Source organism: Pseudomonas graminis (assembly GCF_004364335.1).
In the GTDB taxonomy this organism is placed as follows: Bacteria; Pseudomonadota; Gammaproteobacteria; order Pseudomonadales; family Pseudomonadaceae; genus Aquipseudomonas; species Aquipseudomonas graminis_D.
On sequence record NZ_SOCR01000004.1, the window covers coordinates 328,975 to 344,220 of the forward strand.

Here is a 15,246-nt window from a genome sequence, read left to right on the forward strand (position 1 = left end):
TTTTTATTGCCGCAGCTTTAAGGCGCAATCTAACGCGGGTAAAAGAGGCAATCCTTCGAACATCAACTAATGTCGTTCTAATACTAAGGTCGTCTGGAGTGCATCGCAGAGCGGACTAAAGTGCAAACCGTGACATCCATCTGTGCTGCGAGGACAAAAACAATGAACGACAGCATTTACCTCTCGATTCAGAACAGCCCGCGCTTCAAGGAGCTGGTCTCGAAAAGGGAACGATTCGCCTGGATTCTCTCGGCAATCATGCTTGGGCTCTATGCCGCATTCATCCTTCTGATTGCGTATGGGCCGCAGATTCTCGGCGCCAAAATCAGCGCCACATCAACCATTACGTGGGGTATGCCGATCGGCGTCGGGCTGATCGTGTCCGCGTTCGTTCTGACCGCCATCTATGTTCGCCGCGCAAACGGTGAATTCGATGACCTGAACAACGCCATCCTCAAGGAGGCGCAGCAATGATCCGGCGCTTGCTTGCGGCCTTCGGCCTTGCCGCTTTCGCACCGACACTCTGGGCAGCCGAAGCGCTGACCGGTGCGGTGCAGAAGCAACCGTTGAACGTGTCGGCGATTATCATGTTTGTGGTCTTCGTCGGTTTCACCCTCTGCATCACGTATTGGGCGTCGAAAAAGAACAAGACAGCGTCAGACTATTACTCGGCAGGCGGCAAGATCACCGGTTTCCAGAACGGTCTGGCCATCGCCGGTGACTACATGTCGGCGGCGTCCTTTCTGGGGATTTCCGCGCTGGTGTACACCTCCGGCTACGACGGTCTGATCTACTCCATCGGCTTTCTCGTCGGCTGGCCGATCATCCTGTTCCTGATCGCCGAACGCCTGCGTAACCTGGGCAAGTACACCTTCGCTGACGTGGCGTCCTATCGCCTGAAGCAGAAGGAAATCCGTACCTTGTCCGCCTGCGGCTCGCTGGTGGTGGTGGCGTTCTACCTGATCGCGCAGATGGTCGGCGCCGGCAAGCTGATCCAGTTGCTGTTCGGTCTGGACTATGCGGTGGCGGTGGTGCTCGTCGGTATCCTGATGTGCCTGTACGTGCTGTTCGGCGGCATGCTGGCGACCACGTGGGTTCAGATCATCAAGGCGGTGATGCTGCTCTCCGGTGCGTCGTTCATGGCGTTGATGGTGATGAAGCATGTCAACTTCGACTTCAACGTGCTGTTCTCCGAAGCCGTGAAGGTTCACCCGAAAGGTGAGGCGATCATGAGCCCGGGCGGTCTGGTGAAGGATCCGATCTCGGCGTTCTCGCTGGGTCTGGCGCTGATGTTCGGCACCGCAGGTCTGCCACACATTCTGATGCGTTTCTTCACCGTAAGCGATGCGAAGGAAGCCCGTAAGTCGGTGCTCTACGCGACCGGTTTCATCGGCTACTTCTACATCCTGACGTTCATCATCGGTTTTGGCGCGATCCTGCTGGTCAGCACCAATCCGACGTTCAAGGACGCGGCGGGCGCGTTGCTCGGCGGCAATAACATGGCGGCGATTCACCTGGCCGATGCGGTCGGTGGCAGTCTGTTCCTGGGCTTCATCTCGGCGGTGGCGTTCGCGACCATCCTGGCGGTAGTGGCGGGTCTGACGCTGGCCGGTGCATCGGCGGTGTCCCACGACTTGTATGCCAGTGTGATCAAGGCGGGCAAGGCCAACGAGAAAGACGAGATCCGTGTGTCGAAGTACACCACGGTGGCTCTGGCGGTCGTGGCGATTCTGTTGGGTATCGCATTCGAGAGTCAGAACATTGCGTTCATGGTGGGCCTGGCGTTCTCGATTGCGGCGAGCTGTAACTTCCCGGTGTTGTTGCTTTCGATGTACTGGAAAAACCTGACCACGCGCGGCGCGATGATCGGCGGCTGGATGGGGTTGATCAGCGCGGTGGTGTTGATGATTCTGGGCCCAACGATTTGGGTGCAGATTCTGCATCACGAGAAGGCGATTTTCCCGTACGAGTATCCGGCGTTGTTTTCGATTGCGATTGCGTTTGTCGGAATCTGGTTTTTCTCGATCACGGATAAGTCGAAGGCGGCGGAAGGTGAGCGTGCGTTGTTCTTCCCGCAGTTTGTGCGTTCGCAAACCGGCCTGGGGGCCAGTGGCGCGGTGTCGCATTGATGTGAGGTAGTGCTGTTGTGAAAACGCCCCGATTATTCGGGGCGTTTTTGTTTTAAAAGCGCTCAAGGTCAAGATCAAGAGCCTCTGCCTGGGGGCAGACTGTTTCGCCTTCGGCGAGTTACTTGGAAAAGCACCCCAAGTAACCAAGGGTGCTTGCTCCTGGCTAGGCCCGACGTCGTCGGGTTCCCTCACTTCGACGATGCTCCGTGGGCCCGCGCCGAACGGACATCCATGTCCTGACGGCGCTCTCGCCGCATCCATGCGGCTCGGCCCACTGCGCATCGTCTACGTTCGGCCTGCGCCCAAGTCGCGTTTGGCGGTGTCTGGGCCTTTTGTGTATGAAGATCAAAAGCAACGGCAACGGCAACGGCAACGGCAACGGCAACGGCTGACGCCGGGCCCACAGGGGGTACTCGGTGTGCTTTTTAGTGGGACCGGCTTTAGCCGGGAAGGGGACATTTCAGGCGCTGGTTATTTCACCGGCCGTCCTATCGTCTTTGGCTTTCCTGTAGGAGCCGGCTTGCTGGCGAACCGGCGTTTCAGGCGAGCATGAATCTGAGGCAGATGTCATTTTTGCGTTCAATGCTTAAAAAGATTGAACCGCTTTCAAGCCGCTTCGCCTAATGATCAGCGTGTGGAGATTCCCACAGGCCTTGTGCTAATACCGGCACTCTTTGAGAGGTGGTTAACGTGGCTAAAGACGACAAGAAAACCAAAGGTGAAGCTTCGAAAGCCAGCAAGGATTTGAAGGACAAAAAGTCCTCTCCGGAAAAGAAATCCGCTGCGGCCTCGGCGCTTTCGAAGTCTTCTGACAAGAAAGAGACCAAGAAAGACACCAAGAAAGCGGCTGAACCAAAGAAATCAGCCGAGCCAAAGAAAGCAGCAAAGAAAGCTGATAGCAAGCCAGAGAAGGCCAAGAAGTCAGACAAGGCAGAAAAAGCCGACAAGCCTGCCAAAAAGAAAAAGTAATGCCTGCTATCTGCTAGGGCGTAACGCCCTAGCTTCCTCCGAACGTCCTGTTCGATCGCTGTAAATCCTCCCTCCCCCTGAATTCCCCAACATGCAGGTATACCTTCGTTTCAGATACCCCGCGTTCGCCAGCAAGCCGGCTCCTACAGTGGACTGGATGCAGTCCGTAGGACCGGCTTCAGCCGGGAAGCCTTTGATTTGCCCTTGATCTGCTTTTGATCTTCATACGCAAATAGCCCAAACACCGCCAATCGCGACTTGGGTGCACACGGAGCGAGACCGGAATGAAGGAACCCGACGAAGTCGGGCCAAGCCGAGAGCAGGCACTTTTGCTTACTTTTGGTGCTTTTCAAAAGTAAGTCACCGAAGGCGAAACAATCTGCCCCCAGGCAGATCCGCCCTTAAATAAACACAAAAAAAACCGCGCCTAAGCGCGGTTCTCTTTAATGGCAGCCTGGCAGTTAAATCCTGCCCAGCAACACCAATATCAGCAGGATCACCAGAATCGTACCGATGATGCCCGATGGACCGTAGCCCCAGCTTCTGGAGTGCGGGAATACCGGAAGTCCGCCGACCAACAGCAGGATAAGGATGATGATCAGAATTGTGCCGATGCCCATGACGAGTTCCTTCTAGTGTTCTTGGAAGATGGCTATGCAACTCAAGACGTTGCCTCTAAGGCCAGTCATTGTGCTGCTTGATGAATCCGACTGTCGCACTAATCAAAAGGTTCTGAGCTGCAGCAATAAAAATTAACACCTTTGATAAAGAGCAGCTAAATCATGGGCTTGCGTGTTTAGCGAAAACTCTTTTCGTGTCTAAACTGATTAAAAAATGTGCAGAAAAGTATCCTGCCTAGTGTGGAACCAAGCTGTAACTAACGGGTCGGCAAGTTTGAAGTAACGCTCAGCCTATTAAATCATTCAAGTGGCCGAATACATCCAAAGGAGTGGCAACCCATTCAAAGCATGGGTTTGTCTCCCATATTCAGCGACCTGATGAAGGGTTTGTCGGACAATCCTCCTGTTTACACTCTAGCGACTTCTTAACAACCGACAAGGCGTCTGCTATGCACAATCGCATCATGATCACCGGTGCAGGGTCCGGGCTGGGACGCGAGATCGCGCTGCGCTGGGCGCGCGAAGGTTGGCAGCTGGCGCTGTCGGATGTCAGTGACAGCGGCCTTCAGGAAACCCTGCGGCTGGCGCGAGAAGCAGGCGGGGATGGTTTCGTGCAGCGCTGTGACGTTCGGGACTACAGCCAGCTCACCGCGTTTGCCCAAGCCTGCGAGCAGAAGTTCGGCGGCATTGATGTGATCGTCAACAACGCCGGCGTCGCTTCAGGCGGGTTCTTTGGCGAACTGTCCCTTGAGGATTGGGACTGGCAGATCGCGATCAACCTGATGGGCGTGGTCAAAGGCTGCAAGGCGTTCTTGCCACTGCTGGAGCAGAGCAAGGGCAAGATCATCAACATCGCCTCCATGGCGGCGTTGATGCAGGGGCCGGCGATGAGCAATTACAACGTCGCCAAGGCGGGCGTGGTCGCGCTGTCGGAGAGCCTGCTGATCGAGCTGCGCCAGCAGGAAGTCGGCGTGCATGTGGTGTGTCCGTCGTTCTTCCAGACCAACTTGCTGGATTCCTTTCGCGGACCAACCCCGGCGATGAAAGCCCAGGTCGGCAAGTTGCTGGAGAGTTCACCTATCAGCGCGACGGATATCGCCGATTACATCCATCAACAAGTCGGCAGCGGCGAATTCATGATCCTGCCCCATGAGCAAGGGCGAATGGCCTGGCAGCTCAAACAGAAAAGTCCGCAGTTGCTGTACGACGAGATGGCCAATATGGCGGAGAAGATGCGCGCCAAGGCGAAGTCCGGGAGCTGATCAAGGCGTTCGTTACGGGACTTTTCTGATAGGGTGGCCGGCACTTTCCGGCTCCCATGGACGAGGCTCATCGTGCTCAATTACCTGTGGTTTTTCCTTGCCGCGCTGTTCGAGATCGCCGGGTGTTATGCCTTCTGGATGTGGCTGCGCCAAGGCAAGAGCGCGCTGTGGGTCATTCCCGCGCTGATCAGCCTGACACTCTTCGCCGTGCTGTTGACCCGGGTCGAAGCCACGTATGCCGGGCGCGCCTACGCGGCGTACGGGGGCATTTATATCATTGCTTCCATTGCCTGGCTGGGCGTTATCGAACGTGTCCGCCCGTTGACATCGGACTGGATCGGCGTCGGCCTTTGCGTGATTGGCGCGACCATCATCCTGTTTGGCCCGCGCTGGTCAGCCGCCTGATCTTCCATGTCGGAAGAACAAACTGACGTCTGCCGGACTTTTCTCTGACGTGCAGGCCGGAAATTCCCGGACGCGTAGGAAGCGTCTGTCAGCCAGGTTCTTGAAGGGTTGAAGGGCGTTACTGATTTTGCTCTGGCGCATTGAAGCGTCGGGACCGTAGCGTCAACCTGCTTCCTCGGTTAAAGCCAAGGAGCAGGACGTATGCTGGTATTGACGCGAGAAATCGGCGACACCTTCAACATTGGCGATGACATCACCCTGAGGGTGCTGGGCATCTCCGGCAATGAGGTGCGCCTGGGAATTGATGCGCCGCAGTGCGTCAGGATTCATCGGACAGAAGTTATTCGACGCATTGCCTCACGACTGCAGAACCTGGCCAACCGGGTGCCCGGGAGGTGAGCCCACTTGAGTCACCATCCCGGTTCAGTCTTGGGCGCAGGCGGCCTATTCCTCGAAAAACTCCTTAGGCACTTCGTGCTTGAGCATCAACTGACAATGCTGGCTGTCCATGTCGAAAAAAATCACCGCCTGACCTTTGCTCAGCGCATGGCGCACCCGCAACACGCGGGTTTCGAGCGGCGTGTCGTCGCCGTTGTCAGTGCCATCGCGGGTCACGAAGTCCTCGATCAGGCGCGTCAGGGTGTCGGCTTCGAGTTGGTCGTAGGGGATCAGCATAGGTTTCTCGGCAATCACAAAAGGTACACGGGGCGGCGATGCTATCGCGCCCCGTGCGGGCGGGCTACCGCTGACCCACCAACGTATCCACCGGCGGCACACGCGTGTCGCTTTCCATCTGCGCGTCGTGCTCCAGCTGATGGCTGAAATTCTCCAGCGATGCATTGGACGGATGCGCATCACTGGCGAACACCGGCGGGCTCATGATGTAGGCGGTGAGCAGGCGGCTCAGCGTGCTCAGGCTGTCGATGTGCGTTCGTTCGTAACCATGGGTCGCGTCGCAGCCGAACGCCAGCAGGGCTGTGCGGGTGTCGTAACCAGCCGTGATCGCCGAATGTGCGTCGCTGTAGTAATAGCGAAACAGATCGCGGCGCACGGACAGGTCGTTTTGCTCGCCCAGGCGCAACAAGTGCCGCGACAGGTGATAGTCATAGGGACCACCGGAATCCTGCATCGCCACGCTGACCGCGTGTTCACTGGAGTGCTGGCCCGGCGCAACGGGCGCGATGTCGATACCGACGAACTCGCTGACGTCCCACGGCAGGCTGCCCGCAGCGCCGCTGCCGGTTTCTTCGGTGATGGTAAACAGCGGGTGGCAATCGATGAGGGGCTCGACACCGCTGTCGACGATGGCTTTGAGGGCCGCAAGCAGCGCGGCGACGCCGGCCTTGTCGTCCAGATGGCGGGCGCTGATGTGCCCGCTGTCGGTGAATTCTGGCAACGGGTCAAACGCCACGAAATCGCCGATGTTGATGCCCACCGATTCGCAATCCGCGCGGGTGGCGCTGTAGGCGTCCAGGCGCACTTCCACGTGGTCCCAGCTGATGGGCATGGTATCGACGGCCGTGTTGAACGCGTGGCCGGACGCCATCAACGGCAGCACGCTGCCGCGAATCACGCCGTTGTCGGTGAACACGCTGACGCGGCTGCCTTCGGCAAAGCGGCTGGACCAGCAACCGACCGGGGCCAGGCCCAGTCGGCCGTTGTCTTTGACTTCACGAACGCTGGCACCGATGGTGTCCAGGTGCGCAGACACCGCGCGGTCGGGGCTGTTCTGTTTGCCTTTCAACGTGGCGCGGATGGTGCCGCGGCGGGTCAGTTCGAACGGAATGCCCAGTTCTTCCAGGCGCTCGGCGACGTAGCGCACGATGGTGTCGGTAAAACCGGTGGGGCTCGGGATCGCGAGCATTTCCAGCAGGACTTTCTGCAGGTAATTCAGATCCGGTTCATGGATGTTTGCAGTCGTCATAGGCACCTCAATGTGTGACGCAAAGTGACCTGATAGCGGGCTCGCTCGCGGCCTCGATCCGGTGGCAACGAATGCATCGTTGGCCAGACCGGTCGCGGGCAGGCTCACGGCTACAGGGATTGCGCCTTAGCCATGGGCAGGCTGGCTGTGGGGAAACAACAGATCGACGAAACGCTCGGCTGTCGGTTGTGGCTCGTGATTGGCCAGACCGCAGCGCTCGTTCGCTTCGATGAACACGTACTCCGACTGGTCAGCGGCGGGCACCATAAGATCCAGACCGACCACCGGGATGTCGAGGGCGCGAGCGGCTCTCACGGCAGCATCCTTCAGCACCGGGTGAAGCATCGCGGTGACGTCTTCAAGACAGCCACCCGTGTGCAGGTTCGCGGTGCGTCGCACGGCCAGACGCTGATCGGCCGGTAGCACGCTGTCGAAGCTGAAGCCGGCGTCGTCAACGGTGCGGCGGGTTTCATCGTCCACCGGGATCTTGCTTTCGCCGCCCGTGGCCGCAGACCGACGCCGGCTTTGCGCCTCGATCAGCTGACCGACGGTGTGACGGCCATCGCCGATAATCTCGGCCGGACGACGGATCGCGGCGGCGACCACTTCAAAACCAATCACGACGATGCGCAGATCGAGCCCTTCATGGAAGCTCTCGAGCAGCACACGGCTGTCGAACTGGCGAGCACGTTCGACAGCCGCCTGCACATCTTCGATAGTGCGCAGGTTCACGGCCACGCCCTGACCCTGTTCGCCATCGACCGGCTTGACCACGACGCGCTGGTGTTCTTCCAGAAACGCCAGGTTGTCGTCGCCATTGCCGGCCAGTTGCTGCACCGGCACTTCCAGACCTGCCGCCTTGAGCGTCTTCTGGGTCATGCGTTTGTCCTGGCACAGCGTCATGCTGACGGCGGTGGTCAGGTCGCTCAGCGACTCACGGCAACGCACGCGGCGACTGCCATGAATCAGCGTGAACAGTCCGGCCTCGGCGTCATCCACCTGCACTTCGATGCCGCGACGATGGGCTTCTTCGACAATGATCCGGGCGTACGGGTTGAAATCCGCCTGCGGGCCGGGGCCGAGAAACAGCTTCTCGTTAATGCCGTTTTTACGCTTGATGGCGAAGGTCGGCAGATTGCGGAATCCCAGTTTGGCGTACAGGCTTTTCGCCTGATCATTGTCATGCAGCACTGACAGATCGAGGTACGCAAGACCCCGGCTCTGGAAGTGCTCGACCAGATGGCGCACCAGCACTTCGCCGACGCCAGGCCGTGTGCATTGCGGATCAACCGCCAGGCACCACAGGCTGCTGCCGTTTTCGGGATCGTTGAAAGCCTTCTGGTGATTAAGGCCCATGACGCTGCCGATCACGGCGTTGGTGGTCTCGTCTTCGGCAATCCAGTAGACCGGGCCGCCTTGGTGCCGAGGTGTCAGCAGGGCAGGGTCGATGGGCAACATGCCACGGGCGATGTACAGATTGTTGATCGCGGTCCAGTCACCTTCGCTTTGTGCCCGGCGAATCCTGAAACCACGAAACACGCGCTGGGCCGGGCGGTAATCGCTGAACCACAGGCGCAGCGTGTCCGACGGATCGAGGAACAACTGTTGCGGCGATTGCGCCAGCACCTGCTGCGGCGCGGCGACGTATAAGGCGATATCGCGCTCGCCTTGCTTTTCGTTGAGCAACTCCTGAGCGAGGGATGCCGGGTCAGGGTAGGTGTGGCCAATCAGCAGCCGTCCCCAGCCGCAATGCAGAGCCAGCGGTTCTGTCTCAGGCGTGCTGCCGTCTTCGGCAAGGCGAGCCTGCAAGCGCTCGTACGACGGCGTCTGGCCGCGCAACAAGCGCTGGTTGTGAATCGAAGCGTTGGCTTTCATGGGTCAGAGTCCTTGTTCGCTGAGCCACAGGTTCAGCGCCGCCAGCTGCCACAGCTTGGAGCCGCGCAGGGGCGTGAGTTGACCCTGTGGATCGGTGAGCAGTTTGTCGAGCATGACCGGGTTGAACAGGCCACGGTCCTGGCTTGGATCAAGCAGCAGATCGCGGACCCAGCTCAGTGTGTCGCCTTCCAGATGCTTGAGGCCCGGCACCGGGAAATAGCCTTTCTTGCGGTCGATGACTTCGGACGGGATCACCAGACGCGCCGCTTCCTTGAGCACTTGCTTGCCGCCATCCGGCAATTTAAAGCGGCCAGGCACCCGTGCCGACAGCTCGACCAGTCGGTAGTCGAGGAACGGGGTGCGAGCTTCGAGGCCCCAGGCCATGGTCATGTTGTCGACGCGTTTGACCGGGTCATCCACCAGCATCACCGTGCTGTCCAGCCGCAGGGCTTTGTCCACGGCCGCATCAGCGCCCGGCATCGCGAAATGCTGGCGCACAAAATCACCGGCGGCGTCATTCGCCGTCAGCCACTTCGGTGTAACGGTCTCGGCGTACTCGTCGTAACTGCGGTCGAAGAACGCATCACGGTAAGCGGCATAAGGGTCGCTGGCGCCGTCCACTTGCGGGTACCAGTGATAGCCGGCGAACAGCTCGTCCGCGCCCTGGCCGCTCTGAACCACCTTGCAATGCTTGGCCACTTCGCGGGACAGCAGATAAAACGCGATGCAGTCATGGCTGACCATCGGCTCGCTCATCGCGCGGAACGCGGCGGGCAGTTGTTCGATGATCTCGCTTTCCTTGATGCGCAGTTGATGATGATTGGTGCCGTAGTGTTTGGCGATCAGATCCGAATACTGGAATTCATCGCCGCGTTCGCCGCCCGCATCCTGGAAACCGATGGAGAAGGTCGACAGGTCCTTAACGCCCACTTCACGGAGCAAACCGACGAGCATGCTCGAGTCAACGCCGCCGGACAGCAGCACGCCGACATCCACCGCAGCGCGTTGACGGATGGCAACGGCTTCCCGCGTGCTGTCGAGCACACGGTCGCGCCAGTCTTCGAGGGTCAGATTCGCTTCGTCAGCACGCGGACCATAGGGCAGCGTCCACCAGACTTTCTGCTCGACCTTGCCTTCGGCACTGACGCGCATCCACGACGCCGGGGGCAGTTTTTCAACGCCCGCCAGCAAGGTGCGCGGCGCAGGCACCACGGCGTGGAAGTTCAGGTAATGATTGAGCGCGACCGGGTCGAGCATCGGGCTGATGTCGCCACCTTTCAGAAGGGCGGGCAGCGCAGAAGCGAAACGCAGGCGCTTGTCGGTGCGCGACAGGTACAGCGGCTTTACACCAAGACGGTCGCGGGCGATGAACAGGCTTCTGTTGTCGCGCTCCCAGATGGCGAACGCGAACATGCCGTTGAGCTTGGGCAGCATGTCTGCGCCCCAGGCGTGGTAGCCCTTGAGCAGCACTTCGGTGTCGCCGCCGGAATGGAACTGATAGCCAAGGCTTTCAAGCTCGGCACGCAATTCCGGGAAGTTATAGATGGCGCCGTTGAAGGCCAGGGAGAGGCCCAGATGGCTGTCGATCATCGGCTGCGCCGAGCCGTCAGACAGATCCATGATTTTCAAACGACGGTGGCCGAGGGCAATTGGTCCCTGGCTATGAAACCCCCACGCATCCGGGCCGCGAGCCGCGAGATGATGGGTGATACGTTCTACTGCGGCGAGATCCGCAGGTTGGTTGTCAAAGCGTAGTTCGCCAGCTAATCCGCACATCAGTCCTAAACCCTTATGTTTTCGGCGTGTTTGGCGTTACTGGGATTTTGACCGTACCGATTCCGTACCACTTTCTTTCTGGTCCAGCTTCTTCAACTCAGTCCAATCGCTCGGCGAGCTGATCCACTTTGCGTATGTGGATAGCAGAACCTGTACGCTGTGCCCGAGCTGCGAGGCGATGAATGCCGGGTTCATGCCAGACATCAGGCACATGGTTGCGTACGTGTGACGGGTGTCGTACATCCTGCGCTGTCTAATCCCAAGCTTGCGCAATGCACTCAGCCAGTAACGTTTTGGCCCTGTCTCGGAGCGTATAAACAGCTCTGATTTGATCCCGCTGCCTTCAGGCGCAAACACATAATCAGAGCGCGCTGCCGTCAGCGGCCTAGCAGTATCGAGTGCATGAAGCGCCTGATCGTTCAATAAAACCTCGCGTGACTTCTTCGTTTTCGTCCTTTCCTGAATCTTCCCGTAGATGCGAATTCGGCAGACTTTGGCCGTTCGATTGCGGGTGTCCACCTCGCTCCAGCGCAGCGCCATCGCCTCGCCTGGACGCATTCCTGTATAGAAAGAAAACTCAAAAAACGCTGCGTAGATCTTCTGCAAGCCGTTCGTCAATTGATACAGCTGATCGATAATCGCGTCCGCTTCGTCACGGCTGAAAGGATCGATCTCACGCTTCACCGTCCGAGTGGCCGGGATCGACAGCGCGGGGTTGCGCAGGATCAGCTCGTCGTTCACTGCCTGCGCGAAGATGCTGGTCACCAACCGCACAGCGCCTTTGCGCCTGCTGGGCGATGACCACTGGATGTCCGTGGCGATCTTGCGCATCAGCATGGGGGTGATTTTGTCGACGGGCAGCTCAGCCAGGTACGGCACCCAGTAGATCTGGAGCGCGGACCGATAGCTTCTGCGAGTGCTCTCGACGATCTGCAGGCTGTTCAGCCACTCCTGCGCATAGTCGAAGAAGATAGGGACGGTGTGAACGATGGCGTTGCGCGAGTTCGGGAACAGCTCGGCGTACTTCTCTGGCGAGAGCGCGCCGGCCTTGTCCAGTTGCTTTACTTGAGCACGTAGATTCGCGGCTGCAGCGATCCCTTTCGGGGTTTGAGGGAAGGCGAGCGTTTCGCAGCACCGCTTCTTGTTCCAGGAGAAACGAATTCGGATTGATCGCCCGACAATTTCAACCCCTGCTGGCAGGTCCACAGGCTTTCTATCCATTCGTCATACCGCCTCACGCTATAAACAATTCGACCATCAATCTTCGTCCAGACCCACTCAGGAATGACCTTGCGCTCGCGCTTTCGCTGCAGCGCCCTCTGCGTGGTTCCCACCAGTTCAGCCATTCTCTTTTCGGTGACCTTGTCGAATCCATCGCCGGTTTCAATCTTCTCAGCTGCGACCATGGCTATTGCTCCTGACGCGTCAGGTTTTCTGTTTGTAGTGAAACTGACGCGTCACGGCTGCACTCCCCGTCGCGAACCTCTGCCTCGAGGCGTTCTAGGTCGTTCAACAGGCTGAGAACGGCCGCAGGGGTCGTAAGGTGTTCGAACTTTTCCAGCGCCTGCTCGGCGTCGTGGACAGATTCGAACTGCTGGCTGACCAAAGCTTCACACAGGTCCTTCAGGCTCAAGAGTTCAAGCATCAAATGATCCCCTGCGGAATTGGTCGGCGAGAAGCCGGCGCGGGTTGATACCGCAAGAGGCCGCCATTTCAGCAATCTTGATCACTGGGGTCTCGCGGCGCTGCATTGCATTGAACAGCTCGATCAGCCTCCGACCGACAGGCCCGTTACCGTAGCGGGTCATGTTCAATCTCCTTTGCCATCAGCGTGATGCGGCTCACCTTCGCCTGAGTCCCGAACACGCGTTGGCCCGACGGCATTTGATTAATCAGCGCGGTAGCAGCCTGTGCGTTGGGCAGCTCGAAGAGAACGCTCAGCGTAACTGGCTCAGACGCTGCAGCCTTGATGCGGTCGTCAATGTGAACGTTGCTCATCGCGCGCTCGGCTTGAATCTTGTCGTAGATCTCGGCGCGATGGACTTCTACGTGGTCCGGAGCATGGATACCAACACGAACCTGAGTCCCCTGAATGCCGACAACCGTGATCGTTACGTCGTCGCCGATGTGGATTGTTTCGCCTGGGCGGCGTGTGAGGATGAGCATGGAATCTCCTTGATTTCAGGCCGAACGAATCCCGGCCGCGCTTTTTGGCTTTCGCAAAATTCAGTTTGGTTTACGGGTCAGATCAGCCTGAGCACCGGACTGCGTCCCCGCTGGAGGCGCACGCCGCTGCAAACGCGGTCATGCGATGAAGACGCCGTCGTGTGATTCGTCGCGCTGGTTTTCGGGAGTAGGGCTGCCCACACCGGCGAAGCTGATGATCCCTTGCGCAAATGCGGCTGCGACCAAGGCTGCCTGACGGTTCACGCCAAGCTTGTACATGGCACTTGCGATGCGCTTAGCTGTTGTGGAAGGGGCCATTCCCAAGATCTGAGCCGCCTCTTTAACCGTCTTGCCGTTGGCCACGGCCAGAACGCACTGGAGCTCTCGTGGCGCCAGTCCTTGACCCAAGATTCCCTTCCAAACGCCAAGCTTGATGTTCATATAACTCTCCAAATAACCGCAGGTGCTAATTCGATAGGCGAAATCTAGACCCGTTCGACTCCCTTGCCAACACCGGCGGTTATAAAGATTGTTTTTCTCACATGCCTTTATTTGGAGTCGTAAAAAAACCCGCTCGTGGCGGGCATTTTGGAGGGGTTTGGCGGCAAGCCTGGCGTTTAGAAGCTGCGGCCGTTCCACCAGTAAATTACTTGGGCCAGGATGTGGATATCTTCTTCGCGGTCGGCAGGAACGGGCAGATCGCGGTACTGCGCGTTGTCCGAAATGATCGACAATCCGTCCAGGTTTCTCTGTATGCGCTTGATCAGAAGCTGGCCTTGCAACTGGAAAAAATAGATTGCATCAGCCTCTACCGTGTTCACTCCAATATCTATCATCACCGCGTCGCCATTTCTGATCGTTGGCGACATGCTGTCCCCGCGACCGGAGATAAGCTTGAGGTTTTCCAGCGCGGAAAATGTGAGATTTTGCCGGACCCAACGAGCATCCAAGCTCATGTTCTCAACCACCATGTTCATTTCTGGCACATCTGCACCCGGCCCCATGGACGCCGTCACGTCGTAGCGAGGAACCACCACAATTCGCTTGTAGTCGCGAATCTTCTGAGCAAGAGCGGAAGGCAGTCCCTGAACGTCAATAGTCCCGCCCAGCTCTTCTATGTCGGCTGGCGAAAGGATGCTGCTCGCCGGTTGCTGCTGGGATCCGTCCCATATTGCGCCGAGCAATTTGCTAACCCCGCTTGGCCCCCTTATTTCAGCGGCAATTCGAGGGCTAAATTCACTCACTGATACCTCCAGGAGCCGAGATATTTTGAACGCGAATTCTAAGTTGATGGCGTTCCGGCCATTCAGATACATCGAAAGGCCAGCTTGGGACATATTTAGCTGCTCTGCCAGCGCCTCCTGGGTTAACCCGAGGTCTGCACGCTTGCGCATATAGATGCTCTTCAACTGAGCACACTCGGCTTTCTCTTCTGGCGTCAATTCACGTTTTTTCATGCGACAACTCTATAACCGTGGGTGTTCACAATCAAAAACCGCAGGTGTTGATTTATTCATCACCAGCGGTTATTTTGTGTCGCAATAGCCATTTCAGGTGAGCGTATGACGCCTATTCCCTTGAGCGTATTCGTTGCAGACAAAGGTCAAGACGAAGCCGCTAAATCGCTCGGTTCGAGCCAGACTGCGATCTGCAAAGCTTTGAAGTCCGGGCGAGTGATCCTCGTTCATGAGGACGAGCCAGGTATTTTTTCCGCGCTTGAACTCAAGGGCTTTCCTTCAAGTGGACCGAGCCAAAAGCCCCGGCCAAATCTTGAACAGATTGTGGCGCAGATCTCAGCGATTGGGCAGGGCGTTGGTGTAGCTGTGGTTTCATCCAGTGTTTCCGGATGTGGATCGTGAACAACGTCACTTTCACGGCGGACTCGATATTAAACACGGCGGACTGGACGTTAAGTGCACAGGGTTGGGTCGCGCCGAATCCTCTAAGTATGCATTCTGTTCAAACCGAGGGCCTGAACCTGGCCTTCCAACTATTGGCGTTTGCCGATTTGATTGAGATCTGACGAATGAACAAACGCCAATCCCAGTATTTGTTGACCGGCTAAATCGCAGGCAACAAAAAGGCCCCCTTTCGGGAGCCTTCTTTTCCACTCCCTGCCA

18 protein-coding genes and 1 pseudogene are annotated in these 15,246 nt (G+C 58.0%); 8 read left to right on the forward strand and 11 right to left on the reverse strand.

Annotated features, from left to right (window positions below):
* Positions 1-162: 162 nt before the first annotated feature.
* The 3 genes from EC919_RS09030 to EC919_RS09040 all read left to right on the forward strand — a co-directional run bounded on the left by EC919_RS09030 (position 163) and on the right by EC919_RS09040 (position 3,098).
* Positions 163-474 (forward strand): DUF485 domain-containing protein, encoded by a 312-nt coding sequence (locus EC919_RS09030; protein WP_074890233.1) that lies wholly within the window; start codon positions 163-165, stop codon positions 472-474.
* The gene (locus tag EC919_RS09035) at positions 471-2,129 is read left to right on the forward strand and encodes a cation acetate symporter (protein ID WP_133773157.1); all 1,659 of its coding nucleotides are present in this window, start codon (positions 471-473) and stop codon (positions 2,127-2,129) included. Before EC919_RS09030 ends, EC919_RS09035 begins: the two co-directional genes overlap by 4 nt.
* A 681-nt stretch (positions 2,130-2,810) precedes the next feature.
* Positions 2,811-3,098: a hypothetical protein gene (locus tag EC919_RS09040; protein ID WP_166650513.1), complete on the forward strand. Its 288-nt coding sequence runs from the start codon at positions 2,811-2,813 to the stop codon at positions 3,096-3,098.
* 461 nt (positions 3,099-3,559) lie between these two features.
* On the opposite strand, the gene EC919_RS09045 is transcribed toward EC919_RS09040, so the two are convergent.
* On the reverse strand, positions 3,560-3,718 hold the full coding sequence (locus EC919_RS09045; protein ID WP_020290439.1) for a DUF3309 family protein: 159 nt from the start codon (positions 3,716-3,718) through the stop codon (positions 3,560-3,562).
* Positions 3,719-4,167: 449 nt separating this feature from the next.
* Here EC919_RS09045 and EC919_RS09050 point away from each other — a divergent pair, with 449 nt between their 5' ends.
* From EC919_RS09050 to csrA (EC919_RS09060), 3 genes are all read left to right on the forward strand, one after another.
* On the forward strand, positions 4,168-4,980 hold the full coding sequence (locus tag EC919_RS09050; protein ID WP_133773162.1) for an SDR family oxidoreductase: 813 nt from the start codon (positions 4,168-4,170) through the stop codon (positions 4,978-4,980).
* A 72-nt stretch (positions 4,981-5,052) separates the two neighbouring features.
* Positions 5,053-5,385, forward strand: a complete 333-nt coding sequence (locus EC919_RS09055) for a YnfA family protein (protein WP_108122002.1) — start codon at positions 5,053-5,055, stop codon at positions 5,383-5,385.
* A gap of 201 nt (positions 5,386-5,586) precedes the next feature.
* Complete coding sequence (gene csrA, locus EC919_RS09060; protein WP_133773164.1) at positions 5,587-5,784, forward strand: carbon storage regulator CsrA; 198 nt, start codon at positions 5,587-5,589, stop codon at positions 5,782-5,784.
* 45 nt (positions 5,785-5,829) lie between these two features.
* On the opposite strand, the gene EC919_RS09065 is transcribed toward csrA (EC919_RS09060), so the two are convergent.
* The 10 genes and pseudogenes from EC919_RS09065 to EC919_RS09105 all read right to left on the reverse strand — a co-directional run bounded on the left by EC919_RS09065 (position 5,830) and on the right by EC919_RS09105 (position 14,583).
* Positions 5,830-6,060 carry a YheU family protein gene (locus EC919_RS09065; RefSeq protein WP_133773166.1) on the reverse strand — a complete coding sequence of 77 codons (231 nt, stop codon included), beginning with the start codon at positions 6,058-6,060 and terminating at the stop codon, positions 5,830-5,832.
* Positions 6,061-6,124: 64 nt separating this feature from the next.
* Positions 6,125-7,309, reverse strand: a complete 1,185-nt coding sequence (locus EC919_RS09070; RefSeq protein ID WP_133773168.1) for an osmoprotectant NAGGN system M42 family peptidase — start codon at positions 7,307-7,309, stop codon at positions 6,125-6,127.
* A gap of 126 nt (positions 7,310-7,435) precedes the next feature.
* A complete protein-coding gene (gene ngg, locus EC919_RS09075; protein WP_133773170.1) occupies positions 7,436-9,184 on the reverse strand; it encodes an N-acetylglutaminylglutamine synthetase in 1,749 nt (582 codons plus the stop codon).
* Between the two features lie 3 nt (positions 9,185-9,187).
* A complete protein-coding gene (locus EC919_RS09080; RefSeq protein WP_133773172.1) occupies positions 9,188-10,960 on the reverse strand; it encodes an N-acetylglutaminylglutamine amidotransferase in 1,773 nt (590 codons plus the stop codon).
* Between the two features lie 36 nt (positions 10,961-10,996).
* On the reverse strand, positions 10,997-12,181 hold the full coding sequence (locus EC919_RS09085) for a tyrosine-type recombinase/integrase (RefSeq protein ID WP_133773174.1): 1,185 nt from the start codon (positions 12,179-12,181) through the stop codon (positions 10,997-10,999).
* Positions 12,182-12,368: 187 nt separating this feature from the next.
* Positions 12,369-12,605, reverse strand: a complete 237-nt coding sequence (locus EC919_RS09090) for a hypothetical protein (RefSeq protein ID WP_133773175.1) — start codon at positions 12,603-12,605, stop codon at positions 12,369-12,371.
* Positions 12,598-12,768, reverse strand: a complete 171-nt coding sequence (locus EC919_RS27125; RefSeq protein ID WP_166650514.1) for a hypothetical protein — start codon at positions 12,766-12,768, stop codon at positions 12,598-12,600. The genes EC919_RS09090 and EC919_RS27125 overlap by 8 nt, the downstream gene beginning before the upstream one ends.
* A gap of 175 nt (positions 12,769-12,943) precedes the next feature.
* Positions 12,944-13,126, reverse strand: a pseudogene (csrA, locus tag EC919_RS27810) (carbon storage regulator CsrA); the annotation flags it as partial.
* Positions 13,127-13,264: 138 nt separating this feature from the next.
* Complete coding sequence (locus tag EC919_RS09100) at positions 13,265-13,567, reverse strand: helix-turn-helix transcriptional regulator (protein ID WP_133773179.1); 303 nt, start codon at positions 13,565-13,567, stop codon at positions 13,265-13,267.
* A gap of 176 nt (positions 13,568-13,743) precedes the next feature.
* The gene (locus EC919_RS09105; protein WP_208294960.1) at positions 13,744-14,583 is read right to left on the reverse strand and encodes a LexA family transcriptional regulator; all 840 of its coding nucleotides are present in this window, start codon (positions 14,581-14,583) and stop codon (positions 13,744-13,746) included.
* Between the two features lie 105 nt (positions 14,584-14,688).
* Here EC919_RS09105 and EC919_RS09110 point away from each other — a divergent pair, with 105 nt between their 5' ends.
* Together EC919_RS09110 and EC919_RS27130 are read left to right on the forward strand one after the other, a co-directional pair.
* Complete coding sequence (locus tag EC919_RS09110) at positions 14,689-14,985, forward strand: Cro/CI family transcriptional regulator (RefSeq protein ID WP_133773181.1); 297 nt, start codon at positions 14,689-14,691, stop codon at positions 14,983-14,985.
* Positions 14,982-15,149, forward strand: coding sequence for a hypothetical protein (locus EC919_RS27130; protein WP_166650515.1), 168 nt, complete (start codon positions 14,982-14,984; stop codon positions 15,147-15,149). The genes EC919_RS09110 and EC919_RS27130 overlap by 4 nt, the downstream gene beginning before the upstream one ends.
* Positions 15,150-15,246 lie beyond the last annotated feature (97 nt).